The organism is Amycolatopsis sp. NBC_01488, assembly GCF_036227105.1.
Classification (GTDB): domain Bacteria; phylum Actinomycetota; class Actinomycetes; order Mycobacteriales; family Pseudonocardiaceae; genus Amycolatopsis.
The window spans coordinates 7024682-7050257 of sequence record NZ_CP109434.1; the positions used below are offsets into that span (position 1 = coordinate 7024682).

Genomic DNA, 25576 nt, shown 5'->3' on the forward strand with positions numbered 1-25576 from the left:
CTGCCGTGCCGTCCGAGGTACACCGTCGTGCCTTCTTGCAGTTGATGGCCCTGGCCGGGGCGGGATCCGCCGCCTTGCCGGGCCTCGCCGAAGCCGGGACCGGGTTCCCGCTGGTGTCGCGGGGAACGGCCGCGACGATCGTGGTGAGCGCCGCAGATCTGCCGGGAGTCCGGCGGGTCGTCGGCGACCTGGCCGCCGACGTCGAGCGCGTCACGGGCGTGCGGCCGGCCGTGTCGAACGTGGTTCCCGACCACGGACCAGTGGTGCTGGTCGGCACGTTCGGCCACAGTCCGCTGGTCGACGGGCTGGTCGCGGCGGGAAAGCTCGACGTCACCGGGATCGCCGGGAAGTGGGAGACGTCGCTGAGCCAGGTCGTCGACGGGCAGCTGGTGCTCACCGGCAGCGACCAGCGCGGCGTGATCTACGGCGTGTACGAGGTTTCCCGGCGGATCGGCGTCTCGCCGTGGTACTGGTGGGCCGACGTCCCGCCTGCGCGGACGCCGGAACTGCACCTGCCGGGCGAGCGGTTCAGCCTGGGCACACCGCACGTGAAGTACCGCGGGTTCTTCATCAACGACGAGAACCCGGCGCTCGGCACCTGGGCGCCGGCCTTCTTCGGGCCGGGTCTCGCGCCGGGCTTCCCGAACGGCTTCAACCACCTGTTCTTCGCCAAGGTCTTCGAGACGATGCTGCGGCTGCGGGCCAACTACCTGTGGCCGGCGGTGTGGGGCCGCGCGTTCGCCGAGGACGACTCGCTCAACCACGCGACGGCCAAGGAGTACGGCATCGTGATGGGCACCTCGCACGAGGCGCCGATGATGCGCGGGATCGAGGAGTGGAACCGGCACGCGGTCCCGGCCGTCCGCGACGCCGCCGGGATCATCACGACGCCCGGCCACGACCCGTACGGCGGCACCGGGGAGTGGAGCTTCCGCCGCAACGGCGTCGCGATCAAGGCCTACTGGACCGACGGCATCCGCCGGATGGCCCGCGAGGGCTTCGAAGGCGTCGTCACGCTCGGCATGCGCGGCAACGGCGACGTGAGCCTCCCCGACGGCGACGGCATCGAGCTGATGTCGGAGATCATCGCCGCCGAGCGGGACATCCTCGCCCGCGAGCTGAGCACCGACGTCCCACAGGTCTGGACGCTGTACAAGGAGGTCCAGCGGTACTGGGCGCAGGGCCTGCGCCCGCCCGACGACGTCATCGTGGTCTTCACCGACGACAACTGGGGCAACATCCGCAAGCACCCGGACCTCTCGCTGCCCCCGCACCCCGGCGGGTACGGGCTGTACTACCACTTCGACTACGTCGGGGGCGGGCGCAACTACAAGTGGGTCGACACCGCCCTGCTCGCGAACACGTGGGAGCAGCTGCACCAGGCCGTGGCGTACGGCAACGACCGATTGTGGGTCGCGAACGTCGGGGACGTGAAGGGCAACGAACTGCCGCTGCAGTTCTTCCTCGACTACGCGTGGGACCCGTCGGCGTGGCCGGCGTCGCGCTTGTCCACCGGGGAGCGTGCGTTCGCCGCGGCGAACTTCGGGTCCGCGCCGGCTTCCGACATCGCGTCGGTCTTGCACGACTACGGGCGGCTCCAGTCCCGCCGGAAGCCGGAGCTGCTGAACCGCCGGATCACGATCGACGCCTCCGGGGCGATCACCTACGACGACCAGGCGACGCCGTTCAGCCTGGTCGGCTACCGCGAGCTGGACCGGGTCACCGACGAATGGCAGGATCTCGCGGCGCGGGCGGCTCGCATCGCGGCCCGGCTGCCCGCGGCTTACCGGGACGCCTACTACGAACTGGTTTCGTACGAGGTCACGGCGTCGGCGAACCTCTACGCGTTGCGCCGCGCCGAGTTCACGAACCTGCTTTACGCGGCCCAGGGAAGGGCTTCGGCTAACGGGCTCGCCGCTGTCGCCGAGGCCCGCTTCGCCGACGACCTCGCGCTGGCGGAGAAGTACAACACCGGCATCGCGGGCGGCAAGTGGAAGGGGTTCCAGACCCAGCCGCACATCGACTACGGCGACATCGCGCGCTACGGCCCGAACGCGCCCTGGCAGCAGCCGGAGCTGAACAACGTGGCGTTGCCCGACGTGCTCTTTCCCGCGGTGAAGCGGCTTTCGCTGCCCTCGGCTGCCTCCCTGGGGGTCGCCGTGGACGGGTCCGTGGAGGCGTGGCCGGGCGCGGCGGGGCGGCCGGCGCTGCCGGAATTCAGTCCGTTCCAGAGCGCGCCCGCCCAGTACATCGACGTGTTCAACCGCGGCCGGACGCCGTTCCGGTGCACGGTTTCGACCGGTGCGCCGTGGGTGCTGGTCGAGCCGCGCGGCGGCCGGGTCGAGGAGGAGCTGCGGATGACCGTGCGGATCGACTGGAGCCGGGCGCCGAAGGGAGCCACGACCGTGCCGATCACGGTGTCGGGCGCGGATCGGTCGGTGGAAGTGGACGCGGTGGTCCGGAATCCCTCGGTGCCGTTGCCGTGGCGGCGCGGGTTCGTCGAGGCCGGCGGGTACGTGTCCATGGAGGCCGCGCACTGCAGCGCGAACGTCCCCGCCGGAGAGGTCGCGTGGCGGTCGATCCCGGACCTGGGCCGGACGGGCGCGGGGATGACGCCGTTCCCGGTCACCGCGGCGAGTCGCGCGGCGGGGGCCGGGCCGCGGCTGGAGTACCGGATGACGCTGTTCACGGCCGGCCCGGTGACGCTGTGGGCGTACCTCTCGCCGCGCGCGAATGTCCTACCGGGGGACGGTTTGCGGTACGCGGTGGCGTTCGACGACGCGCAACCGCAGGTCGTGAACATCACGAAGGCCACGGGCGCGGACGACCTGACGATGAACCGCCAGTGGGAGCGGACGACCTCGGACAACGTGAACCTGACGTCGACGCGGCACGAGGTGGCGGCGGCGGGCCCGCACGTGCTGAAGGTGTGGATGGTGGATCCGGCGGTGGTGGTCCAGAAGCTGGTGGTCGACACCGGTGGGCTGCGGCCGAGCTATCTGGGGCCGCCGGAGAGCATGCGGTGGCCGGGATGAGGGGTGGCCACGGCTCAGGCCCGGCCGGCCGAAACCACCCGGGGCGCCTGGTGGGCGGGCGCGGCGGTGCTCTGGCGGACCACCAGGCTCGTCGCCAGCTCCAGCCGGTGGCTTTCCGGGTGCGTCCCGCGGGCCAGCGAAATGGCCAGGCGCGCACCCGCCGCCGCCATTTCCTGGAGGGGCTGGCGGATCGTCGTCAGCTCCGGGGTCAGCCACCGGGCCACCGGGAGGTCGTCGAAGCCGATCACGCTCAGGTCGTCCGGGATGCGCAGACCTGCGTCGCGCGCGGCCTCGTACACGCCCAGGGCCTGCAGGTCGCTGCCCGCGAACACCGCCGTCGGGCGGTCGGGGAGGGTCAGCAGTGACGCCAGCTCGCGGTACCCCGACCGGACGTGGAAGTCGCCGCGGCGGACCAGCGCCGGGTCGAACGCCAGGCCGGCCGTCTCCAGCGCCGTGCGGTAGCCGTCGATCCGGGCGCGGCTGCACAGCACGCCGTCCGGCCCGCCGATCATCGCGATCCGGCGGTGCCCCAGCTCCACCAGGTGCCGGGTGGCGGTCAGCCCGCCCTGCCAGTTCGTGGCCCCGATCGAGGGCGTCTCCGGTCCGGGCGCGCCGGCCGGGTCGACGACGACGAGCGGGATGTCCCGGGCCCGCAGCTTCGCCAGCTGGCCGCCGGTGAAGTCGGAGCAGACCGAGACGATACCGACCGGCCGCCGCGCCAGCACGCTTTCCAGCCAGCTCTGCCCGGGCGTGTGGCGGCCCGACGATTCCGCGAGCACGACCGCCATTCCGTTTTCGCGGGCGACGCACTCGACCCCGCGGATGATTTCCAGGGCCCACGTGCTTTCGAGTTCGTGGAACATCAGTTCCAGCAACCGGGAACGGCGGGACCGTTCGTCGGCGCGGCGGCGGTAGCCGTATTTCCCGATGACCGCTTCCACGCGGGCGCGGGTGCTTTCGGCGACGTCGGGCCGGCCGTTCAGCACTTTCGAAACGGTCGGCACGGAAACCCCGGTCTCGGCGGCGATCCGGGCGATGGTGATGCGGGACGCGACCGGCGCGGGATCATCGGACTTCGTTGTCATGAAGGAGATTCTAGGTCATCGAAACCCGGTTTGACACGCTCGAAACTTTCGAAAAACGGAAGGAAAGAGATGCTGAGAAGTATTCCTATTAAACGCGCTCTGGTGGTCGTCGCGCTCGCTGCGGGCATTGCCGTGTGGCAGGTGCCCACGGCATCGGCGTCCGTTCCGCTGAAAGACATCACGCACCGCTACGTCGGCAGTGCCGTCGGCGCGGCGTACCTGGCGGACGAACCCGATTACCGGGCCGTGCTCACGCGTGAATTCGACAACGTGACGCCCGAGAACGAGATGAAATGGGGGGTGGTCGAACCCGTGCGCGGCCAGTACGACTGGTCGGGCGCCGACGCGATCGTCCGGTACGCGCAGGCGCACCACAAGACCGTCCGCGGCCACACGCTGGTCTGGCACTCCCAGCTGCCGGACTGGGTCGCCGCGCTGCCCGCCGACGAGCTGCGCCGCGTCCTGCACGACCACATCACGACGGAAGTCCAGCGGTACCGGGGAAAGATCCGGGCCTGGGACGTCGTCAACGAGCTGTTCAACGAGGACGGCACGCGCCGCGACACCGTCTTCCGGCAGAAGCTCGGCGACGGCTTCGTCGCGGACGTGTTCCGCTGGGCGCACGCGGCCGACCCGGCGGCGACCCTGTACCTCAACGACTACAACATCGAAGGGATCAACCCGAAGAGCGACGCGGTGTACGACCTGGTGAAGACGCTCAAGCGGCAGGGCGTCCCGATCGGCGGCGTCGGGGTCCAGGCGCACCTGTCGATCCAGTACGGCTTCCCGGCGGAGTACCGCGAAAACCTGGCCCGCCTGACGCGGCTCGGCGTGGACGTCGCGATCACCGAGGCCGACGTCCGGATCCCGACCCCGCCCGACGCGGCGAAGCTCGACACGCAGGCGAGCTACTTCGACCGGCTGTGGGACGGCTGCCAGGCGGTCCGGCGGTGCGTCGAGTTCACGACGTGGGGCTTCACGGACCGGCATTCGTGGGTGCCGGGCGTGTTCCCCGGCGAGGGCGCGGCCTGCCTGTTCGACGAGAACCTGCGCCCCAAGCCGGCGTACCTGCGCATCAACCCCTGACCGGGGCCAGCCGCGAGCGGCTCAGCGCGCGAGCGCTGCCAGCCGCTTGGCGGTCGGCCACCGCACGTTCCACGCCCAGCCGAGCTTCTCGAACGCCCAGATGACCCGCGCCGAGATGTCGATCTGCCCGCGCTGCGCGCCGTGGCGGGCCGACGTCGGGTCCGCGTGGTGGGTGTTGTGCCAGGACTCGCCCATCGACAGGATGGCCAGCGGCCAGAAGTTCGCCGAGCGGTCGCGGCTGGTGAACGGGCGTTCGCCGATCATGTGGCAGATCGAGTTCACCGACCACGTCACGTGGTGCTGGAACGAGATCCGCGCCAGGCCGGCCCAGAGGAACGCGGTCAGGGCGCCCCACCACGACAGCGTGATCAGGCCGCCGAGCAGCGGCGGGAGCAGCAGGCTCGCCACCACCCACACCGGGAAGAGCCGGTCGACGACGCGCATGTCGCGGTCGGCCGCCAGGTCGGGGGCGAACCGGTCGACGTTGGTCTTGTCGCGCCCGAACAGCCAGCCCATGTGGGCGTGCCAGAAGCCGCGGGCGAGCGCCACCGGCGACGTGCCGAACAGCCACGGCGAGTGCGGGTCGCCGTCACGGTCGGAGAACGCGTGGTGGCGGCGGTGGTCGGCGACCCAGCCGATCACCGGGCCCTGCGCCGCGAGGCCGCCGGCGACGGCCAGCGCGATCCGCAGCGCCCGCTTCGCCCGGAACGCGCCGTGCGTGAAGTAGCGGTGGTAGCCGACGGTGATGCCGAGCGTCGACACCACGAAGAACCCGCCGCCGATGGTCAGGTCGAGCCAGCTGACGCCCCAGCCCCAGAACACCGGGACGGCTGCGGCGAGCGCGAGGAACGGGACCAGCAGGAACGTGCGGATGGTGATCAGCTCGGCCACGGTCTGACGGCCGGAGAGCACGGGTTTGGCGACGGGGCGGGGAGCCTTCACGGAGGCTGTCATGCACTACTCGTTTCGAGGTCATCGCGCGGAGCGAGGCTCACGCGCGGGGCCGGGGGCGGCACACCCGGCGGTCAGCGGTCTGCGGTGGGCCGGGCGGGTCGCCGCTCCTGTTCGGCGATCGGCCTGGCGGCCCCGGGTCGGGAGTGAGACCGGCGGGACGCCGGCATCCGAGGGGGCTCTCGACTCCTCCTACGTTACCTGACCGTTGTAAATCCGCAGTGTGGCCGGGCACGAGAAAGGCCCCCGCCCCGGAGGGCGAGGGCCTTCAATGCCTCGTGGCTCAGATGACGCTGACGCGCTGGGCCTGGGGGCCCTTCTGGCCCTGGCCGATTTCGAACTCCACCCGCTGGCCCTCATCGAGGGACTTGAATCCGGTGCCCTGGATCTCGGAGTAGTGGACGAACACGTCCGGGCCCCCGCCATCCTGGGCGATGAAGCCGAAGCCCTTTTCGCCGTTGAACCACTTGACACTGCCCTGAGCCATACCAATACCTACTCTTTGTAGTGAGCCTGGGCACCCCGATCGGACACCCCGGTCTCACCATCATCCTCCCATTCCCGTCCGCGTGGGGCACGCTCGGTGTCAAACACCCCAATCGGGCCGCAGCGGCATGCCCATCCCGCCCTCGCGATCGGTCCGCACGCCGAGGATCTGGTGCAGCTCGATCTCGCGCCGTTCGAAGGCCAATCGGCAGGCCGCGAGGTACAGCGCCCACACCCGGCTGCGCCCGGCACCGGCCTCGGCGACGGCCTCGTCCCAGTGCTCGTCGAGGTTCGCGCACCACCCGGCCAGGGTCAGCCCGTAGTGCTCGCGGAGGTTCTCCGAGTGCCGGACCTCGAGGCCGGCGTCGTGCATGGCCGTGACGAGCTCGCCCGGCGCCTCGAGCTCGCCGTCCGGGAAGACGTAGCGGTCGATGAACCCGCGCGAGCGGTGGGCGACGCTGGTGTCCGGGTTGGTGATGCAGTGGTTGAGCAGGCGCCCGTGCGGCTTGAGCTTCTCGGCGAGGAACCGGAAGTAGCCGGGCACGTTCCGGGCGCCGATGTGCTCGGTCAGGCCGATCGACGAGATCGCGTCGAACCCGGTCTCGGTGACGTCCCGGTAGTCCAGGTGGCGGACCTCCGCGCGGTCGGCCAGGCCGAGGGCCACGATGTTCTTCTGCGCCCACTGGGCCTGCTCGCGCGAAAGCGTGACGCCGAGCGCCTCGACGCCGTAGTGGCGGACGGCGTGCGCGACCATCCCGCCCCAGCCGCAGCCGACGTCGAGCAGTTTCATCCCCGGCTGGAGGCCGAGCTTGCGGCAGACCAGGTCGAACTTGTGGAACTGCGCCTCCTCCAGCGAAGCGTCCGCCTCCGGGAAGACCGCGCACGTGTAGGCCATCGACGGGCCGAGGACCAGCTCGTAGAACCGGTTGGACACGTCGTAGTGGCTGGCGATGGCCTCGCTGTCGCGGCTCTTGGAGTGCCGCAAAGCGGTCATCCCGCGCCGGAACCGGCTCGGGTGCTCCTCGGCGGGCGGCTTGACGACCCGCAGGTGGCGGGGGCCGAGCTTGCGCAGCAGCCACAGCCGGTCGGCCGGGGTGAGCTGGTCGACCTGGGCCGAGAGCGCGTGCAGCGCGGTGTAGAGGTCGCCGGTGACGTCGAGCGCGCCCGCGACGTACGCGCGGGCGAGGCCGAGGTCGCCGGGGGAGGACATCAGGTAGTCCAGCGCGAGCGGCGAGCGCACCTGGATGGCGACCGGCGCGTCGGCCGGGCCGCTGCTGCTGCCGTCGTAGGCGGTGATCGACACGGTCGCGCGGGGGCCGAGAAGCCGCTCGAAGACCTCGCCGACGGAGGTGGTTGCCTGGGTCACGTTCGTTCCTTTCACCGGCGGCGGACGCATTTCTCGTAGAGGCCGAGCAGGCGCCCGGCCGGGTCGTAGGTCCGCTTGAGCGCCCGGTAGGTGTCGCCGTTGTAGAGCCGCCAGAACTCGTCCTCGGAGTAGAAGCTGTCCGAATAGAGCGACTTGTGGCCGCCCAGCCGGGTGACCTCGGCTTCGATCATCCGGTTGTGCACGCCGTCGCGCTCGCCGGGGTCGAGCGGCACGGCCGACCAGAAGCCGAAGTTGACGTACAGCGCGTCCGGGTCCAGCTCGTAGAGCGGCCAGCGCACGCCGCCGGGACGCTGCCGCAGCGGGCAGATCCAGACCGGGCTGATCGGGATCTCGCGTTCGAAGAACTCGAGGAAGTCCGCGGCCCGGCCGACCGGCACCTCGATGTCCTGCACGATCGTCTCTTCCGGCGGCAGCCGCCGGAGCTTGAGCAGCCGCTGCGCGATCTTGAGCCGGCGGTCGAGCGCCACGGCCTTCCAGTACACCGACGAGCGCAGGAACCGGCGGCCGAGCAGCAGCCGCGGCAGGCGGTGCTGGACGCCGAACGCGCGCGAGCACCAGAACCAGTCCGTGTCCCAGCGCCAGAGGTAGTCGCGGACGGTGAGGTGGTCGGTCTCGCGGGCCCGGATCGACCGGTAGTAGATGTCCAGCCAGGTGTAGTCGCTGGTCGCGGGCGCGGTGTCGGTGAAGCTCGCCAGGGTCAGGTAGAGCTCGTCCGGGCCGAACACCGTGCCGTCGACGAAGTCGTGCTCGCCGCTGTCGCAGGCCTCCGTGAGCGCCCGGAAGTAGGTGTCCCGGTCGTGGTAGCGGACGTGGTGGAGCTCGACGAACGGCTTGACCGGCTCGAGGAGGATCTTCAGGCGCAGCGCGTAGCCGAGGGTGCCGTAGGAGTTGGGGAAGCCGCGGAAGAGAGCCGCGTGCTCGTTGTCCGGCGTGGCGACGACGATCCGGCCGTCCCCGGTGAGGATTTCCAGCTCGAGCACCGACTCGTGCGGCATGCCGTTGCGGAACGACGAGGACTCGATGCCGAGGCCGGTGACCGCGCCGCCCAGGGTGATGGTCTTGAGCTGCGGGACGACCAGGGGCATCAGGCCGTGCGGCAGGGTGGCGTCGACGAGCTGCTCGTAGGTGACCATCCCCTCGACGTCGGCGGTGCGGGTTTCGGGGTCGACGCGCAGCACGTTGGTGAAGCCCGAAACGTCCAGTCCGGGGTGTTTCGCGGCGGCTCGGGAGCGGAAGAGGTTGGACGTCCGCTTCGCCAGCCGGACGGTGGCTTCGCCGCCGATCGCGGTGAGCTGCCGGCGCAGGGCGTCGACGCGGGCTTCGTGCTCGGGGAACGCCGGGCCCGGACGGGCTTCCGGCACCCCGGCCTGATCGATGGTCACGGACTCGATCCTGCCTCACGGGGAGGGCGGACGCACTGTGCCGTCGGGCATGACCGCCGGATCTTCGCGGTTGATCGTCGCGGGGCCGGGGTATCCGGCGCTCGGACCGCGGGGATCCCGCGACGTCCGGGGGCGTCCTGGGGAAAGCGAGGCGGCGTTGAGCATTCTGATCGATTTCGGGCGCGACACGGAGTTCTCGTTCGAGCGGGGGCTGCGCGGGTACGTGGCCGCGGTGGCGCGCGGGGTGGGGGTCGGGCTGGAGTCCTGCACGCTGGACGCGGGAACCCCCGCGGTCGCCTACATCGCGCTCGACTGGCGGCTGAGCCGCTTCCCCGACCACGACCTGGCGCTCGTCTGGGACGAGACCCACGGCTGGGCGGCGGCGGTCGAGGACGCCGACGGGGCGACGGTGCTGTCGTATCTGGGCGGCGAGGTGCTGCCCGAGCCGCGCGCGGTGGTCCGGTTCCTGGCGGCCCTGCGCGCCGACGACCCGGAGGCCGGGACGCTCGAGGCACCGGCGTTGCGTGCGCCGGGCGCGCACGAGGAGCTGCTGGGCGCGCTGGGCCGTTAGCGGCAGACTGGCCCCATGGACGTGGGGGAGCTGACGGCGGAAGCCGTGGTGGACCGGGTGGTGCCGCGCGAGCCGCGGATCTCTCCGGACGGCCGGTGGGTCGCTTACGTGACGGCGCCGGTGGGCCGGGTGGGCGAGTTCCCGGTCACCGGGTTGTGGCTCGCACCGGCGGACGGGAGTGCGGCCCCTCGGGAGCTGGCGGCGGGTGCGGCGGAGAACCACTCGCCGCGGTGGGCCGCGGACTCCGGTTCGGTGTTCTTCCGGTCGGATCGCGCTCGGAGGGGAACCGCGCAGCTGTACCGCGTCGGCCTGCACGGCGGTGAGCCCGAGCGGCTGACCGGGGCCGCCGGAGTCAGCGGGTTCGCGCCGCTGCCGGGGGCGGAGTCGGTCGTGGTGATCGCGCCGGATCCGGAGGATCAGGCGGGCGACCCCCGGGTCCGGATGGTCCGGCCGGGCGGGGATGGGAGCCCGCGGCCGTCCGGAGAACCCGAGGGCCGTCCCGATCCGCCGGGCTCGTCGCGCGTCTGGGACACGCAGGCCCGCCCCGACCGGCTGTGGCGGCTCGACCTCCGCACTTCGGCCGTCAGCCCGCTCGGCGACCTCGGTGACCGCCACGTCCGGGAAGTCGCCGTCCGGCCGGACGGCACCGCCCTCGCCGTCATCACCTGGTCCTGCGCCGACCGTGAACCCGGTGTCTTCGAACCCGGCCTGCACCTCGTCGATCCCGCCACCGGGGAGACCCGCGACCTCGCCGCCCCGGCCGTGGAAGCGTCCTCCCCGGTCTGGTGGCACGACGGCACCGGCTGGCACCTCGCCTACCTCGGCCTGACCCCGCCCGGCCTGGTCGGCGGCACCGCGATCTTCGACGGCGCCGAGAACCTCACCGCGGGCCTCTCGAGCTGCCCGACCGAACTCGTCCAGGTCGACGGCGGCCTGCCCCTCGTCCTGTTCGCCGACGGCCTGGACACGATCATCCGCCGCCTCGACGCCACGTTCACCGAGGTCGCCGGAGTCCAGGGCACCGCCCTGACCGCGAGCCGCGACGGCGAAACCGTCGCCCTGGTCCGGAGCACCGGCACCGAGCCAGACGAGGTCCACGCCGGACCACCGCACGCACTGGTCCGCGTCGGCCGAACTGCCCCGAACCACCAGTGGGGCACCCAGCACCGGCTGAACTACCGAGCCGCCGACGGCCTCGACCTCGACGGCCTCCTCGTCCTCCCGCCGGGCAGGACGGCGAGCGACGGCCCGTTCCCGCTGGTCACCCTCGTCCACGGCGGCCCGCACGACCGGTACGCCGACCGCTTCCACCTCGGCTGGTACCCCTCGGGCCAGTGGCTCGCCGCCGCCGGCTTCGCGGTGTTCCTCCCGAACGCGCGCGGCGGTCTCGGCCACGGTCACGCCTTCGCCGCCAGCGTCGCCGGGGACGTCGGCGGCGCGGAGTTCACCGACGTCCTCACCGGGATCGACCTGCTGGTGCACGACGGCGTCGCGGACGAACACCGGCTCGGGATCGGCGGCTGGAGCCACGGCGGGTTCTTCGCCGCCTGGGCCGTCACGCAGACCGACCGCTTCGCCGCGGCCGTCGTCGGGGCGGGCGTCACCGACTGGCCGCTGCTCGCGGCCACCGGTGAGCACACCCGGTTCGAAGCCGCGCTCGGCGGCCGGGCGAACAGCCCCCTCACCCACGCGGCGAAGATCCGCACGCCGGTCCTGATCCTGCACGGCGAAGACGACACCAACGTCCCGCTCTCGCAGGCCGAACTCCTGCACCGGGCGCTCAGCGGAAAACACCACGACTTCGTCGTCTACCCGCGCGAGAACCACTCGATCCGCGAACGCGCGCACCAGATCGACGTCCTGCACCGCACGCGCGACTGGTTCTCACACCTGCTCGCCTAGTTTGAATTCCGTGTTCCCGGGGGTGCAGGAGAACCCGTCTGCGCCGATGGTGATGTCGGTCTCCTGCGGCTGAGCTCGGGTGACGACGGGTGTCACCGAACCGGAAAGGCCGAGCACGGCCGACGCGTCGGTGTACCAGCTTGGCACTACGGGGTTGCCCCACCAGTCGCGGCGTTGGGGGTTGTGCACGTCCCAGGTGATCACGGGGTTGTCCGGGTCGCCGGTGTAGTAGTCGTGGGTGTAGATCTCGATGCGGTGCCCGTCGGGGTCCCGGAGGTAGAGGTAGAACGCGTTCGACACACCGTGCCGGCCCGGGCCGCGCTCGATCGTGGCGGGTTGGCGCAGTGCGCCGAGGTGATCGCAGATGTGCAGGATCTGGTGCCGTTCGTGTGACGCGAACGCGATGTGGTGCAGCCGCGGTCCGTCGCCGCCGGTCAGGGCGACGTCGTGCACCGTCGGTTTGCGGAACATCCAGGCGGCGTAGAGCGTGCCGTCGGCGTCCTGGATGTCCTCGGACACGCGGAAACCCAGGCCTTGGTAGTATGTCCGGGCCGCCGCGACGTCCGGGGTGTCGAGGTTGAAGTGGTCCAACCGCGACAGTGCGCCGGCGCCGTGGAGGTCGTAGCGCTGCGTGAACCGCTCGACGTGCTCGGCGTCGTGGAAGAACTCCACCGGGAATCCCAGCGGGTCGATGACGCGTACCGCGTCGCCGATGCCGCGTGTGGCACCCGCCGGACGGCGCTCGACGGGGCAGCCGAGTTCGCGGTAGTAGGCCTGCGCGAGGTCGAGGTCGGTCGCGTTCCGCACGCGGTAGGCGAGCACGGCCAGTGCGGGTGCCGGTCCGGTGCGCAGGATCAGCGAATGGTGCAGGTACTCCTCGAAGGCCCGCAGGTACAGCGTTTGCGCATCTTCGTGGGTGACCACGAGTCCGAGCACGTCGACGTAGAACGCGCGCGACGCCGCCAGGTCGGTGACGACCAGTTCGGCGTAGGCGCAGCGGAGGACGTCCGGCGGGGCGGCGGTCATGATTGTCCCTTCCAGACGGTGCCGAAGCGGGGCGGGTGCACCGGCCCGAGCGAGACGTGGATCGCCTGCTGGTGGGTGTAGAAGTCGAGCGACCGGTAGCCACCCTCGTGACCGAGGCCGGAGGCCTTGACCCCGCCGAACGGCGTCCGCAGGTCGCGGACGTTGTGCGAGTTCAGCCAGACCATCCCGGCGTCGACCGACTGCGCGAAGGTGTGCGCGCGCTGCAGGTTCGCCGTCCAGAGGTAGGCGGCCAGGCCGTACTTGACGGCGTTGGCCAGGGCCAGGGCTTCGGCCTCGGTGTCGAACGGCGTCAGCGCGACGACCGGCCCGAAGATCTCCTCCTGGAAGATCCGCGCGGACGACGGGACATCGGCGAACACCGTCGGCGCCAGGTAGTTGCCGGTGGGCAACCCGGGCGGACGGCCGCCACCGGCGAGCAGGCGGCCTTCGGACTTGCCCAGCTCGACGTAGCTCAGCACCTTCGCGTAGTGCTCGGGGTGGACCAGCGCGCCGACCTCGGTGCCCGGGTCGTGCGGATCCCCGACGACGATGTTCGCCGCGCGCTCGGCGTAGCGGGCGCAGAACTCGTCGTAGACCGGCCGCTCGACGAGGATCCGGCTGCCGGCGGTGCACCGCTCACCGTTGAGGGAGAACACACCGAAAAGCGTCGAGTCGAGGGCGGCGTCGAGATCGGCGTCGGCGAACACGATCGCCGGGGACTTGCCGCCCAGCTCCATCGACATGCCCTTCAGCCCGGCGGCGCAGTTGCGGTAGATCGTCTGCCCGGTCGTGGTCTCGCCCGTGAACGAGATCAGCGGGACGTGCGGGTGCTTGACCAGCGCGTCACCCGCCTCCTCCCCGACGCCGTTGACCAGGTTGAACACGCCCTCCGGCAGGCCCGCGCCGGCGAAGATCCCGGCCCACAGGCCCGCCGACAGCGGCGTGAACTCGGCCGGTTTGAGCACGACCGTGCAGCCCGAAGCCAGCGCCGGCGCGAGCTTCCAGCTCTCCAGCATGAACGGGGTGTTCCACGGCGTGATCAGCCCGGCGACGCCGACCGGCTTGCGGTGCACGTAGTTCACCTGCCGCCCCGGCACCCGGTAGGTGTCGTCGGCCTGCGCGACGACGAGGTCGGCGAAGAACCGGAAGTTCTCGGCGGCGCGGTGCGCCTGCCCGAGCGCCTGGGTGATCGGCAGGCCGGTGTCGAACGTCTCCAGCTCGGCGAGCCGCCGGTCCTGCGCTTCGACAGCATCAGCGATCCTGTTCAGCACCCGCGCCCGTGCCCGCGGCAGCATCCGCGGCCACGGCCCGTCGGTGAACGCCGTGCGCGCCGCCGCGACCGCCCGGTCGACGTCCGCCGCCTGCCCCGCCGCCGCGGTCACGTAGGGCGTGTTGGACACCGGGTCCAGCACGTCGAACGTCTTACCGGAGACGCTGCCGACGAGCTCGCCGCCGATGTAGTGCCTCAGCTCGCCCGGCAGTCCCTCCGGCACGTAGTGGGTCATGCCGTCCCCTCCACGGTGAAGCCGTCGACCGGCGAAAGATACTTCTCGCCTTCCGCCAGGAAATCCCGGATCCGGGCGATCCCGGCCTCGGTCGGGGTGATCAGCGGCGGCCGCACCTGCCCGGACGCGATCAGCCCGCGCTGCTGCAGCACCCACTTGCCGGGCGCGGGATTGGTCTCGACGACCAGCAGGTCGACCAGCGGGTGCAGGCCGTAGTGGATCTCCCGGGCACGTTCGTGGTCGCCCGCCTGCCAGGCGGTGTACATCTCGGCGCACGCCCCCGGCGCGATGTTGGCCGTCGCGCTGACGAACCCGGCACCCCCCAAAGCCAGCAGCGGCAGACAGAGCAGCTCCACCCCCGACCACACCAGCAACTCCCGGCCGCACAACTGCAGCACCCGGGAGAAGTGCTCGAAATCCTTCGTCGTCTCCTTGATCCCGACGAAGTTGCCGCACGAACGGAACAGCCGCGCGACCGTCTCCGGCGCAAGATCGACCGCGGTCCGGCTCGGCACGTTGTAGGCAACGATCGGCAGGTCCGGGAACTCCCGGCACACCGTGCGGTACCAGACGAACAACGCCTCCTGCGTCGGCCGCGCATAATACGGCGTGACCACCAGCGCAGCGTCGATCCCCGCGTCCCGCGCGGCGCCCGTCAACTCCACGGTCTCCTCGAGCTTCGCCGACCCGGTCCCCGCAACGATCGGAACGCGGTCGCCGACCTCCGCGGCCACCGTCCGGATCACCTCCGCCCGCTCGGCAACGGACTGCGAACCCGGCTCGCCCGTGGAACCGCCGATCGAGATGCCGTGGCTACCCGCAGCGAGCTGCCAGCGCACCAGGTTCGCCAAGCCGTCGAGGTCGACGACCCCAGCGGCGGTGAACGGCGTCACCAGCGCCGCGATCGACCCGCGGATGACCTGAGGATCGGAGCGGAAACGCATGAGAGTCCCTTCCAGGCGTCAAAGGTGGCGGTAGACAACGAGACGATCCGCGACTCACCCGGCGCGGCACCATTCACCGCCTCGCGAGCCATCCGGCGTACCTCCCCCGCCAGTGCTCGTCCATCGGATAGAGGCCTTCGACGCGCTCGCCCGCGGCGACCTGCTCGGCGATGAACGTCTCCCGCAGCTCCTGCTCGATCGCCGCGTCGACGACCGCCTCGACCAGGAGGGGCGGGATGACCAGGACGCCGTCGGAGTCGCCCACGATCACGTCGCCGGGGCACACGGCCGCGCCGCCGCAGGCGATCGCGACGTCGACGTCCCACGGCACGTGCCGGCGGCCGAGCACCGCCGGGTGCGGCCCCGCGTGGTAGGTGGGAATGTCCAAAGCGGACACCGCGGCCAGGTCGCGGACCCCGCCGTCGGTGACGATCCCGGCGGCGCCGCGCACCTGCGCCCGCAGCGCGAGGATGTCGCCGACCGTGCCGGTTCCGCGTTCCCCGCGGGCTTCCATGACGAGCACGTCGCCGGGGCCGAGGCTGTCGATCGCGCGTTTCTGCGCGTTGTAGCCGCCGCCGTGCTCCTTGAACAGGTCTTCGCGGTAGGGCAGGTAGCGCAGGGTCCGCGCGCGGCCGGTCAATCGGGTGCCCGGCCGGGTCGAAGTGAGCCCGTCGATCGACACCGCGTCGTACCCGCGCGTGCGCAGCTGTGCGGAAAGCGTTGCAGTGCCGACGGACTCGATGCGTTCCCGGAGTTCCGCGGTCAGTGCGAAGTCCGCTGTGGACGCTCCGTACGCGTCCGCCCGCTGCTGCTCGTCGACGCGGGGGAGTGCGCCGTACGGTCCGAACGGGACGGTGCCCTCGGTGATCGGCGTGACCAGGCGGCCGGTGGTGCGCCCGGCCGCGTCGACCTCGACCTCGACGACGTCGCCGGGGATGGCGACCGACGCGCCCGCGGGCGTGCCGGTCAGGACGACGTCGCCGGCGTCGAGGGTGATCAGCTGGGAGAGGTCGGCGATCAGCCGGCCGAAGCCGAAGAGCAGGTCATCGGTGGTGTCCTCCTGGACCAGCTCGCCGTTGAGCCACGTCCGCAGCCGCAGCCCGGCCGGGTCGACCTCGGCGGCGGGCAGCACCGCGGGGCCGAGCGGGGTGAAGCCGTCGCCGCCCTTCGAGCGCAGGTTGCTGCCCTTGTCGGCGTAGCGCAGGTCGTACACGCCGAAGTCGTTGGCCGCGGTGACCCCGCCGACGTACGACCACCCCGTCTCCGGCGTGACGCGGCGGGCGGTCCGGCCGATGACCAGCGCGATCTCGCCTTCGAAGGCCAGCAGCTCGGTGCCCGCCGGCCGTTCGAGGGCGGCCCCGCTCGCGGCGACGGACGTCGGCGGCTTGAGGAAGTACGACGGCTGCTCCGGGACCCGGCCGCGCTGGGCGGCGCGGGAGCGGTAGTTCAGGTGCAGCGCGATGATCTTGCCGGGCCGCGCGATGCTGGTCATCGGTGGTTCCTGCCTGCCGGTTCGGGAAGGTATCGCAAATAATATACGATCTGCGGCCTGGGGAAACCCCTCTCGGTCTCGGTAGTGCAGCCTTGTTGCCGCCGCGGCGCGGCCCCGACGATCTTCGACGGCGAGAGGCTCGGCTGCTGGCGCCCGCCCACCGCGGCGTGTGATCCTCCTCCGGGGAGGAGGGCGGGGATGGATTCCTTCGGGGCGGGGCTGCGCCGTCTCCGGCGCGCCGCGGGGCTGACGCAGGAAGGGCTCGCCGAGAAGTCCGGGCTCAGTGCCCAGGCCGTCGGCGCGCTCGAACGCGGGGACCGCCGCTATCCGCACCGCGAAACCCTCGAGCGGCTTGCCGACGCCCTCGGCCTGACCGGCGACGACCGCGCGGGATTCACCGCCGCGGCCGCCCGGCCCGGGAGCCCGGCGAGCCCGGCGGTCGTCCCGCGCGAGCTGCCCGGCGGGTTGGCCGTGTTCACCGGCCGGGACGTCGAACTCGAGCGCGTGCTCGGGTTGTTCGGCGAACCGCGCCAGGGCGTCGTGGTCGCCATCGCCGGGATGGCGGGCGTCGGCAAGACCGCGCTCGCCCCTCGAAGCCGGGCACCGGCTCGCGCGGCGCTTCCCCGACGGCTCGCTGCACCTCGACCTGCGTGGGCACGCGGCCGATCCGCCCGACCCGCTGGACCTGCTCGACCGGCTCATCCGCGAGCTCGGGGGCGAGCCGCCGAAGCCGTGGTCGCTCGACGCCGCGTCGGCCCGCTTCCGGACGCTGCTCGCGTCGAAGCGCGTGCTGCTCCTGCTCGACAACGCCCGCGATGCCGCGCACGTCGCGCCGCTGCTGCCCGGCGCCGGCGGGTCGGCGGCGATCGTCACCAGCCGGGCTGCGCTGACGGAGCTGCCGCAGGCGCACCAGGTCCTGCTCGACGTCTTGCCCGAAGCGGACGCGCTGCGCCTGCTCGCGGCCGAGATCGGGGCCGAGCGCGTCGCGGCCGAGCCCACCGCCGCGCGGAAGGTGGCGCGCCTGTGCGGATACCTGCCGCTGGCGCTGCACCTGGTCGGCGCGCGGTTGGCGACCCGGCCGCGCTGGCCCGTCGACCACCTCGCGCACCGGCTCGACGACGAGCGCCGCCGCCTCGGCGAAACGGGTGTCCGGGCCAGTTTCGCGCTCGCCGTCGGGGCTTTGGACGACCCGGCGGCCCGTGCGTACCCGCTGCTGTCGCTGCTGGATGTCACGGAGTTGTCGGTGCCCGTCGCGAGCCGCCTGCTCGACGCGCCGGAACGCGAGACGGAGGAGCTGCTGGAGCGGCTCACCGACGAGCACCTGCTGACCACGCCCGCCCCCGGCTGGTACCGGCTGCACGACCTGCTCCGGCTGTACGCCCGCGAGCTGGCGCCGCCGGGTGAGCGGGCCGCGGCGATCACCCGGGTCGTCGAGCTGTGCGCGGCGATGGCGTGGCAGAGCATGGCGCTCGTGTCGGCGGCTTCGCACCGGCACGACTGGGCGGCCGGGCGGTGGGCGGCGGGACCCGCGTCGGCGGCGGAGGTGTTCGCGTGGCTCGACCGGCACCAGGCGCACCTCGTCACGGTCGTCCGGCAGGCCGCCGCGACGCCCGGGGTACCGCCCGAGGCGATCGCCGCCGTCGGGCTCGGCCTGTACGAATACCACCGCGCGCGGGCTCGCTGGCGCGACGCGATCCAGGTCGACGAGGTGGCGTTGCGGCTGGTCGACGGCGTCGACCCGGTCGCGGCCGCGACGCTGCGCAACGACCTCGGGGTCGCCGAGGCGGAGCTGGCGAGCGGCGGCGAAGCGGCCGGCTTCCGGCGGTCGCACGCGTTCCTCCGCCGCAGCCTCGCGGAGTGGGAGGCGATCGGCGACGAGCGTCAGCTGGCGGGCATCCTCAACAACCTCTGCTTCGTGTACGGCCTCGGCGACGACGTCGACACGGCCATCGACTTCGGCGAGCGGAGCCTGGCGCTCAACCGGACGCTTGGGCTGCGGTACGTCGAGACGCTCACCCTCGTCAACCTGGCGGTCCTGTACGGCCGCCAAGGAGACCGCTCGCGCGAGCTGGCGTACGCGACCGAAGCGGTGGCCGTCGGCGAGGAAACCGGCGACGTGCGCGGCATGGCGTACGGCCGGATGCGGATCGGCGTCGTGCACCGGGAGCTGGGCCGGTTCGCCGTCGCCGTCGAGGAGCTGAGCCGCAGCGCGGACCTCTGGCGCGAGGCCGGGGTCCGGCTGTACGAGGCGATGACGCTGGCCGAGCTGGGCCGCGCGCACCTGGGCCGGGAGGATCGCGGCAGGGCGCGTGAGGTGCTCACGGAGGCGCTGGAGCTGATGCGGGAGTACGGCGGCGAGGAGCGCGCGGCCGCGGTGCGAGCGGAGCTGGACCGGTTGTGACAACAGCGGTCAGGTAGGGCCGGGCCCGGTGGACGGGAGCGCAGCCGATCAGGTCGTCGTGTCGCGCACAGGCGAAGGCGACGGTGTCGCGGACCCGCTCCACGACAACGACGTGCGTCTGTTCTCCGGCCGCGGCGGCGGGCACCCCGGCGAGGAAGGACGCCGCGACGAGCGCGGCGAGAAGCATTCTGCAGGCGGCTCTCACCGGTGCCCTTCTCGTCGGGAGTGGCGACACGGCCGATCTTCGCGGCGCGCGTCCCGGTGCGACAGCGACAACCTCTACGAAGGACCTCTACAAACGCACGGGTGATGCCCGCTCAGTCACGCGTGATGCCTCTTCAGACACGGGTGATGCCCGCTCAGGGTCTCCGCGAGCAAGACGTCGACGAAGTTCCCGCTTCGCCACGAGTTGCGCGGGTGTGGACGCTTCCCCCGCCGGGCACCCGGCAGCATGACCTCAACCCGGGCCTACCGCGACGGCACGCTGCTCAAGGAAGGCTTCCCCGTCGCGGACGTTTCCGACTTCCTGGCCGAACCGGACACCGCCGTGTGGGTCGACCTCTGTGAACCGTCCGAAGCAGACCTGACCGAGCTCGCCGGGGAGCTGAACCTGCATCGGCTCGCCGTGGAAGACGCCGTCCAAGAACACCAGCGGCCCAAGCTGGACCGCTACGAGGGCCACGCCTTCCTCACGGCCTACGCGGTCCGGTTCGACTCCGCGAGCGACCGCACGACGACCTCCGAGCTCGCCGTCTTCATCACGCCCCGTGCGCTGGTGACGGTCCGCAAGGACGACGGCTTCGACATCGAGGCCGTCACGCGCCGCTGGGACCAGGCGCCGGACCTGGCGAAGTCCGGGGTGCCCTTCCTGCTGCACGGCCTGCTCGACCACGTCGTCGACGGCCACTTCGGTGCCGTCCAGGCGCTCGACGAAGAGGTCGAGGAGCTGGAGGACATGGTGTTCGACGACCGGCCGGACACCGCGGAGCTGCAGCGGCGCTCGTTCCGGTCGCGCCGGAACGTGACCGCGCTGCGCCGGGTCGTCAGCCCCATGCCCGACGTCGTCGGCGCGTTGATGCGGCCGGACCTGAAGCTGGCCGACGGCACCACCCGCCCGTACTTCGAGGACGTCCACGACCACGCGCGGCAGGCCGCCGACCACGCCGAGGCGCTGCGCGAACGCCTCACGACGGTCCGGGAGACCCAGCTGAACCTGCAGAGCGACCGGCTGAACCTGATCATGAAGAAGGTCACCGGGTGGGCGGCGGTGATCGCGGTGCCCACCGCGGTGACCGGGTTCTACGGCCAGAACGTCCCGTACCCGGGCAACGGCACGACCGGCGGGTTCTGGGTTTCGACGGTCGTGATGCTGGTGCTCTCGGTCGGGCTGTACGGGCTCTTCAAGAAGAAGGACTGGCTGTGACCCCGGGCTCGTCGCACAATTCACTCCACAGTGGAGTGTCCGCAAGGGAGTGTCCACTGTGGACGCCCAACGGCGGGCACGCCGAGGGGCGGCGACGTGGTCGAGTCCCACGTCACCGGTCCCCGGGACGGCGTTCAGCCGAACGGGTCAATGCGGCCGAATGGCCTGGCAGGAAAGGAAAGGCTTGCGAGCACCGCCTGGAGGACGCGCACGGGTACGGGCGCGGCTGGTTGCTCAACCGTTGCCGCTCAGCATAGTGCAGCTGCACTATGCTGAGCCATCCGGTGGGCACACCGGGACGGCGCCGGGCGCGCCGGCAACCGGAGAAACGGGTGGCGGATGGGTGGGGCAATGGTCGAGGGGACGCGCCCGGGTGCGGGGGCGGACGCTTCGGGCGTGGGCGAGGCGGGCGAGCAGGAGCTGCGCCGGCTGCTGGCCGGCCTGACCGCGGTCCGCGACGGCGACTTCGGCATCCGGCTGCCCGGCGGGGCCGACGGCCTGCTGGGTGAGATCGCCACCGTGTTCAACGGCATGGCCGACCAGCTGTCGCTGTTCACCTCCGAGGTCACCCGCGTCGCGCGGGAGGTCGGCAGCGAGGGCCAGCTCGGCGGCCAGGCGAAGGTCCCCGGCGTGTCCGGCACGTGGAAGGACCTCACCGACTCGGTGAACGCCATGGCCGGCAACCTCACCACCCAGGTCCGCGACATCGCCCAGGTCGCCACCGCGGTCGCGAAGGGTGATCTGTCGCAGAAGATCGACGTCGACGCGCGCGGCGAGATCCTGGAGCTGAAGGACACCGTCAACACGATGGTGGACCAGCTGTCGTCGTTCGCGGACGAGGTCACCCGGGTGGCGCGCGAGGTCGGCAGCGAAGGCCGCCTCGGCGGGCAGGCGCAGGTGCCCGGCGTCGGCGGCGTCTGGCGCGACCTCACCGACTCGGTGAACTTCATGGCCGGGAACCTGACCGACCAGGTCCGCAACGTCGCCCAGGTGACCACCGCGGTGGCGAAGGGTGACCTGTCGCAGAAGATCACCGTCGACGCCCGGGGCGAGATCCTCGAACTGAAGAGCACGATCAACACGATGGTCGACCAGCTGTCGTCGTTCGCCGACGAAGTGACCCGCGTGGCGCGTGAGGTCGGCACCGAGGGCCGGCTGGGCGGTCAGGCCGACGTCAAGGGCGTCTCCGGCACCTGGCGCGACCTCACCGACTCGGTGAACTTCATGGCGGGCAACCTGACCGACCAGGTCCGCAACATCGCCCAGGTCGCCACGGCCGTGGCCAAGGGCGACCTGTCCCAGAAGATCAACGTGACCGCCCGCGGCGAGGTCCTGGAGCTGAAGGACACGCTGAACACGATGGTGGATCAGCTGTCCGCGTTCGCGGACGAGGTCACCCGGGTGGCGCGTGAGGTCGGCACCGAAGGCCGCCTCGGTGGCCAGGCCGACGTCAAGGGCGTCTCCGGGACGTGGAAGGACCTCACCGAGTCGGTCAACGTCATGGCCGACAACCTCACCGCGCAGGTCCGCTCGATCGCCCAGGTCACCACGGCCGTCGCACGCGGCGACCTGTCGCAGAAGATCCGGGTCGACGCCCGCGGCGAGATCCTCGAGCTGAAGGACACCATCAACACGATGGTGGACCAGCTGTCCGCGTTCGCGGACGAGGTCACCCGCGTCGCCCGGGAGGTGGGTACCGAGGGCAACCTCGGCGGCCAGGCGACCGTCCGCGGCGTCTCCGGGACGTGGAAGAACCTCACCGACAACGTCAACGTCATGGCGTCCAACCTGACCGGCCAGGTCCGCTCGATCGCCCAGGTCGCGACGGCCGTCGCGCGCGGCGACCTGTCGGGCAAGATCACCGTCGAGGCCAAGGGCGAGGTCGCGGCACTGGCCGACGTGATCAACACGATGGTCGACACGCTGTCGGCGTTCGCGGACGAAGTCACGCGCGTGGCGCGCGAGGTCGGCACCGAAGGCATGCTCGGCGGCCAGGCCCGCGTGCCGAACGTCGCGGGCACGTGGAAGGACCTCACCGACAACGTCAACTCGATGGCGAACAACCTCACCGGGCAGGTCCGCAACATCGCCCAGGTGACCACCGCCGTCGCGCAGGGCGACCTGACGCGCAAGATCGACGTCGACGCGCGCGGCGAGATCCTGGAACTCAAGACCACGATCAACACGATGGTCGACCAGCTCTCGGCGTTCGCCGCGGAGGTCACCCGCGTGGCGCGCGAGGTCGGCAGCGAAGGCCGGCTCGGCGGCCAGGCCGAGGTCGAAGGCGTGTCCGGCACCTGGAAGCGGCTCACCGAGAACGTCAACGAGCTGGCCGGGAACCTCACCCGGCAGGTCCGCGCGATCGCCGAGGTGACCAGCGCCGTCGCCGAGGGCGACCTGACCCGCTCGATCACCGTCGACGCCTCCGGCGAGGTCGCCGAGCTGAAGGACAACATCAACTCGATGGTCGAGTCGCTGCGCGAGACGACGCGGGCGAACCAGGAGCAGGACTGGCTCAAGTCCAACCTGGCCACCATCACCGGGCTGATGCAGGGCCGGCGCGACCTCGCCGTCGTCGCGGCCGCGGTGATGGACGAGCTCGTCCCGCTGGTCAACGCCCAGTTCGGCGCGTTCTACCTGGCCGACGACACCGCCGAGGTCCCCGAGCTGCGGCTGGTCGGCGCGTACGGCCACCCCGACGGCGACGGCCCGGCGGTGCGGTTCCGGATCGGGCAGTCCCTCGTCGGGCAGGCCGCGCGCAGCCGGCGGCCGATCGCGGTCGACGACGTCCCGCCGGGCTACGCCACCATCTCCTCCGGGCTCGGCCGCACCGCGCCGGCCAGCCTGATCGTGCTGCCGATCGTCGTCGAGGACCAGGTCCTCGGCGTGCTCGAGCTGGCGTCGGTGCACGGTTTCACCGCGGTGCACCGGGCGTTCCTCGAGCTGCTGATGGAGCAGATCGGCGTCAACGTCAACAGCATCGTCGCCAACGCCCGCACCGACGAGCTGCTCGGCGAGTCCCAGCGGCTCACCGCCGAGCTGCAGGCCCGTTCGGAGGAACTGCAGGCGCGGCAGGAAGAACTCCAGTCGTCGAACGCCGAGCTGGAGGAGAAGGCGGCGCTGCTGGTCACGCAGAACCGCGACATCGAGACGAAGAACCTCGAGATCGAGCAGGCCCGCCAGGAGCTGGAGGCGCGCGCCCACCAGCTGACGCTGGCGTCGAAGTACAAGTCGGAGTTCCTGGCCAACATGAGCCACGAGCTGCGCACCCCGCTCAACAGCCTGCTGATCCTCGCCCAGCTGCTCGCGCAGAACCCGACCCGCAACCTGACCGCGAAGCAGGTCGAGTACGCCGGGATCATCCACTCCGCCGGGTCGGACCTGCTGCAGCTGATCAACGACATCCTCGACCTGTCGAAGGTCGAGGCCGGGAAGATGGACGTCACCCCGGAGCAGGTGTCGCTGCGCGGGCTGCTGGACTACGTCGAGGCGACGTTCCGGCCGATGACCTCGCAGCGGAACCTCGACTTCCGGATCACCGTGGCGCCCGGTTCGCCCGCCGAGCTGCTCACCGACGACTCGCGGCTGCGGCAGGTGCTGCGCAACCTGCTGTCGAACGCGGTCAAGTTCACCGAGGTCGGCGGGATCGAGCTGCACATCGAGCCGGTCGAGCCCGAGCGGCTGCCGCGGCCGCTGCGCGTGCACGGCCCGGCCGTCGCGTTCCGGGTGATCGACACCGGCATCGGGATCGCCGAGCACCAGCTGGAGTCGATCTTCGGCGCGTTCCAGCAGGCCGACGGCACCACCAGCCGCAAGTACGGCGGCACCGGGCTCGGCCTGTCGATCAGCCGCGAGATCGCCCAGCTCCTCGGTGGCTTCATCACGGCCGAGAGCACGCCCGGCGAAGGCAGCGCGTTCACGTTCTCGCTGCCGGTCGCGCGGCCGGACTTCGCGACGCTGCCCGCGGGGGAACACCCCCGCACCGCCCTCGCCGCCGGGGACTCCGGTGCCGGCGTCACGACGTCGGCACCGCGGGCCCACCGGCGGCTGCTGGTCGTCGAGGAGCGCCAGCACGGGCTGCTGACGCTCGTCGCCGAGAGCGCCGCCGCGGACCTGGCCGACAGCCGGGACATCGGCATCTCGCCGGCCGAGGTCGAGGTCGTCACGGCGGTCGGCACGCAGGAGGCCGCGGCCGCGCTCGCCACCGACGCCTACCACTGCGTCGTGCTGGACCTGGACCTGCCCGACCGCACCGCGTTCGGCTTCCTCGACGCCATGCAGGGCGACAGCGCGCTGCGGCTGGTGCCGGTGCTCGCGCACAACAGCCGCCGGCTCGACGGCGAGCTGGAGCAGCTGGTGCAGTCCCGCGCGGACGTCCAGTCGCTGGAAGTGCTGTCGGGGCTGGACGAGCTGCGCGAGCGGATCGCGCTGCACCTGTCGGCCGAGGAGCCCGGCGCGGTGCTCCCGCTGGTCCGCCCGGACGAGCCGGCCGAGCCGGTGCGGGCGGCCGACGTCGACACCACCCTGGCCGGGCGCACGGTGCTGATCGTCGACGACGACCCGCGCAACGTCTACGCGCTCACCGGGATCCTGGAGCTGCACGGGATGCAGGTGCTGCACGCCGAGGACGGCCGCAAGGGCGTCGAGACCGTCGCCGCGCACCCCGGCATCGACCTGATCCTGATGGACGTGATGATGCCGGAGATGGACGGCTACACCGCGACGGCGAAGATCCGCGCGATGCCCGAGCACGCCGGCATCCCGATCGTCGCGGTGACGGCGAAGGCGATGCCCGGCGACCGCGAGAAGAGCCTGGCGTCGGGCGCCACCGACTACGTGACGAAGCCGGTCGACGCGGACGACCTGATCGCCCGCATCAAGCGGCACGTGACGGCGTGAT

General features: G+C 71.7%; 16 protein-coding genes and 1 pseudogene. 8 read left to right on the plus strand and 9 right to left on the minus strand.

Annotation, left to right across the window (positions count from 1 at the left end; all coding sequences use genetic code 11):
• Positions 1–44: 44 nt before the first annotated feature.
• Positions 45–3035 carry a glycosyl hydrolase 115 family protein gene (locus tag OG738_RS33370; protein WP_329056915.1) on the plus strand — a complete coding sequence of 997 codons (2991 nt, stop codon included), beginning with the start codon at positions 45–47 and terminating at the stop codon, positions 3033–3035.
• 14 nt (positions 3036–3049) lie between these two features.
• Here OG738_RS33370 and OG738_RS33375 read toward each other — a convergent pair whose 3' ends face one another.
• Positions 3050–4120, minus strand: a complete 1071-nt coding sequence (locus tag OG738_RS33375; RefSeq protein WP_329047066.1) for a LacI family DNA-binding transcriptional regulator — start codon at positions 4118–4120, stop codon at positions 3050–3052.
• Between the two features lie 69 nt (positions 4121–4189).
• On the opposite strand from OG738_RS33375, the gene OG738_RS33380 reads away from it, so the two are divergent.
• On the plus strand, positions 4190–5206 hold the full coding sequence (locus OG738_RS33380; RefSeq protein ID WP_329047067.1) for an endo-1,4-beta-xylanase: 1017 nt from the start codon (positions 4190–4192) through the stop codon (positions 5204–5206).
• 21 nt (positions 5207–5227) lie between these two features.
• Here the strand turns inward: OG738_RS33380 and OG738_RS33385 are convergent, their stop codons facing one another.
• From OG738_RS33385 to OG738_RS33400, 4 genes are all read right to left on the minus strand, one after another.
• Positions 5228–6160, minus strand: coding sequence for an acyl-CoA desaturase (locus OG738_RS33385; protein WP_329047069.1), 933 nt, complete (start codon positions 6158–6160; stop codon positions 5228–5230).
• Positions 6161–6440: 280 nt separating this feature from the next.
• A complete protein-coding gene (locus OG738_RS33390) occupies positions 6441–6644 on the minus strand; it encodes a cold-shock protein (protein WP_086680104.1) in 204 nt (67 codons plus the stop codon).
• Positions 6645–6743: 99 nt separating this feature from the next.
• On the minus strand, positions 6744–8039 hold the full coding sequence (locus OG738_RS33395) for a class I SAM-dependent methyltransferase (protein WP_442875828.1): 1296 nt from the start codon (positions 8037–8039) through the stop codon (positions 6744–6746).
• The gene (locus tag OG738_RS33400) at positions 8021–9412 is read right to left on the minus strand and encodes an FAD-binding oxidoreductase (protein ID WP_329047080.1); all 1392 of its coding nucleotides are present in this window, start codon (positions 9410–9412) and stop codon (positions 8021–8023) included. Before OG738_RS33400 ends, OG738_RS33395 begins: the two co-directional genes overlap by 19 nt.
• Positions 9413–9569: 157 nt before the next feature.
• Between OG738_RS33400 and OG738_RS33405 the strand changes: the two genes are divergently transcribed.
• Positions 9570–9983 (plus strand): DUF6292 family protein, encoded by a 414-nt coding sequence (locus OG738_RS33405; protein ID WP_329047082.1) that lies wholly within the window; start codon positions 9570–9572, stop codon positions 9981–9983.
• Positions 9984–9998: 15 nt separating this feature from the next.
• The gene (locus tag OG738_RS33410; protein WP_329047084.1) at positions 9999–11885 is read left to right on the plus strand and encodes a S9 family peptidase; all 1887 of its coding nucleotides are present in this window, start codon (positions 9999–10001) and stop codon (positions 11883–11885) included.
• Here the strand turns inward: OG738_RS33410 and hpaD are convergent.
• The 4 genes from hpaD to OG738_RS33430 all read right to left on the minus strand — a co-directional run bounded on the left by hpaD (position 11868) and on the right by OG738_RS33430 (position 16852).
• The gene (hpaD, locus tag OG738_RS33415) at positions 11868–12911 is read right to left on the minus strand and encodes a 3,4-dihydroxyphenylacetate 2,3-dioxygenase (RefSeq protein ID WP_329047086.1); all 1044 of its coding nucleotides are present in this window, start codon (positions 12909–12911) and stop codon (positions 11868–11870) included. The two genes, OG738_RS33410 and hpaD, sit on opposite strands and share 18 nt — an antisense overlap.
• Positions 12908–14416: an aldehyde dehydrogenase gene (locus OG738_RS33420; protein ID WP_329047088.1), complete on the minus strand. Its 1509-nt coding sequence runs from the start codon at positions 14414–14416 to the stop codon at positions 12908–12910. The genes hpaD and OG738_RS33420 overlap by 4 nt, the downstream gene beginning before the upstream one ends.
• Positions 14413–15360 carry a 4-hydroxy-tetrahydrodipicolinate synthase gene (gene dapA / locus OG738_RS33425; protein ID WP_329047090.1) on the minus strand — a complete coding sequence of 316 codons (948 nt, stop codon included), beginning with the start codon at positions 15358–15360 and terminating at the stop codon, positions 14413–14415. The genes OG738_RS33420 and dapA overlap by 4 nt, the downstream gene beginning before the upstream one ends.
• Positions 15361–15433: 73 nt before the next feature.
• Positions 15434–16852, minus strand: a complete 1419-nt coding sequence (locus OG738_RS33430) for a fumarylacetoacetate hydrolase family protein (RefSeq protein WP_329047092.1) — start codon at positions 16850–16852, stop codon at positions 15434–15436.
• Between the two features lie 198 nt (positions 16853–17050).
• On the opposite strand from OG738_RS33430, the pseudogene OG738_RS44780 reads away from it, so the two are divergent.
• The 4 genes and pseudogenes from OG738_RS44780 to OG738_RS33445 form a co-directional block, all read left to right on the plus strand.
• Positions 17051–17230 (plus strand): annotated as a pseudogene (locus OG738_RS44780) (helix-turn-helix domain-containing protein); the annotation flags it as partial.
• A gap of 322 nt (positions 17231–17552) precedes the next feature.
• Positions 17553–19253, plus strand: a complete 1701-nt coding sequence (locus OG738_RS33435; protein ID WP_329056916.1) for a tetratricopeptide repeat protein — start codon at positions 17553–17555, stop codon at positions 19251–19253.
• Between the two features lie 451 nt (positions 19254–19704).
• The gene (locus OG738_RS33440; protein WP_329047095.1) at positions 19705–20676 is read left to right on the plus strand and encodes a magnesium transporter CorA family protein; all 972 of its coding nucleotides are present in this window, start codon (positions 19705–19707) and stop codon (positions 20674–20676) included.
• A 351-nt stretch (positions 20677–21027) separates the two neighbouring features.
• Complete coding sequence (locus OG738_RS33445) at positions 21028–25575, plus strand: HAMP domain-containing protein (protein ID WP_329047096.1); 4548 nt, start codon at positions 21028–21030, stop codon at positions 25573–25575.
• Position 25576 lies beyond the last annotated feature (1 nt).

What these genes read in the sequence shown, in the direction of transcription:
- OG738_RS33370 (WP_329056915.1), top strand. Translation starts at nt 45, where the DNA reads ATGGCCCTGGCCGGGGCGGGATCCGCCGCCTTGCCGGGCCTCGCCGAA.
- OG738_RS33375 (WP_329047066.1), bottom strand. Translation starts at nt 4,120, where the DNA reads ATGACAACGAAGTCCGATGATCCCGCGCCGGTCGCGTCCCGCATCACC.
- OG738_RS33380 (WP_329047067.1), top strand. Translation starts at nt 4,190, where the DNA reads ATGCTGAGAAGTATTCCTATTAAACGCGCTCTGGTGGTCGTCGCGCTC.
- OG738_RS33385 (WP_329047069.1), bottom strand. Translation starts at nt 6,160, where the DNA reads ATGACAGCCTCCGTGAAGGCTCCCCGCCCCGTCGCCAAACCCGTGCTC.
- OG738_RS33390 (WP_086680104.1), bottom strand. Translation starts at nt 6,644, where the DNA reads ATGGCTCAGGGCAGTGTCAAGTGGTTCAACGGCGAAAAGGGCTTCGGC.
- OG738_RS33395 (WP_442875828.1), bottom strand. Translation starts at nt 8,039, where the DNA reads ATGCGTCCGCCGCCGGTGAAAGGAACGAACGTGACCCAGGCAACCACC.
- OG738_RS33410 (WP_329047084.1), top strand. Translation starts at nt 9,999, where the DNA reads ATGGACGTGGGGGAGCTGACGGCGGAAGCCGTGGTGGACCGGGTGGTG.
- hpaD (WP_329047086.1), bottom strand. Translation starts at nt 12,911, where the DNA reads ATGACCGCCGCCCCGCCGGACGTCCTCCGCTGCGCCTACGCCGAACTG.
- OG738_RS33420 (WP_329047088.1), bottom strand. Translation starts at nt 14,416, where the DNA reads ATGACCCACTACGTGCCGGAGGGACTGCCGGGCGAGCTGAGGCACTAC.
- dapA (WP_329047090.1), bottom strand. Translation starts at nt 15,360, where the DNA reads ATGCGTTTCCGCTCCGATCCTCAGGTCATCCGCGGGTCGATCGCGGCG.
- OG738_RS33430 (WP_329047092.1), bottom strand. Translation starts at nt 16,852, where the DNA reads ATGACCAGCATCGCGCGGCCCGGCAAGATCATCGCGCTGCACCTGAAC.
- OG738_RS33440 (WP_329047095.1), top strand. Translation starts at nt 19,705, where the DNA reads ATGACCTCAACCCGGGCCTACCGCGACGGCACGCTGCTCAAGGAAGGC.
- OG738_RS33445 (WP_329047096.1), top strand. Translation starts at nt 21,028, where the DNA reads ATGGTCGAGGGGACGCGCCCGGGTGCGGGGGCGGACGCTTCGGGCGTG.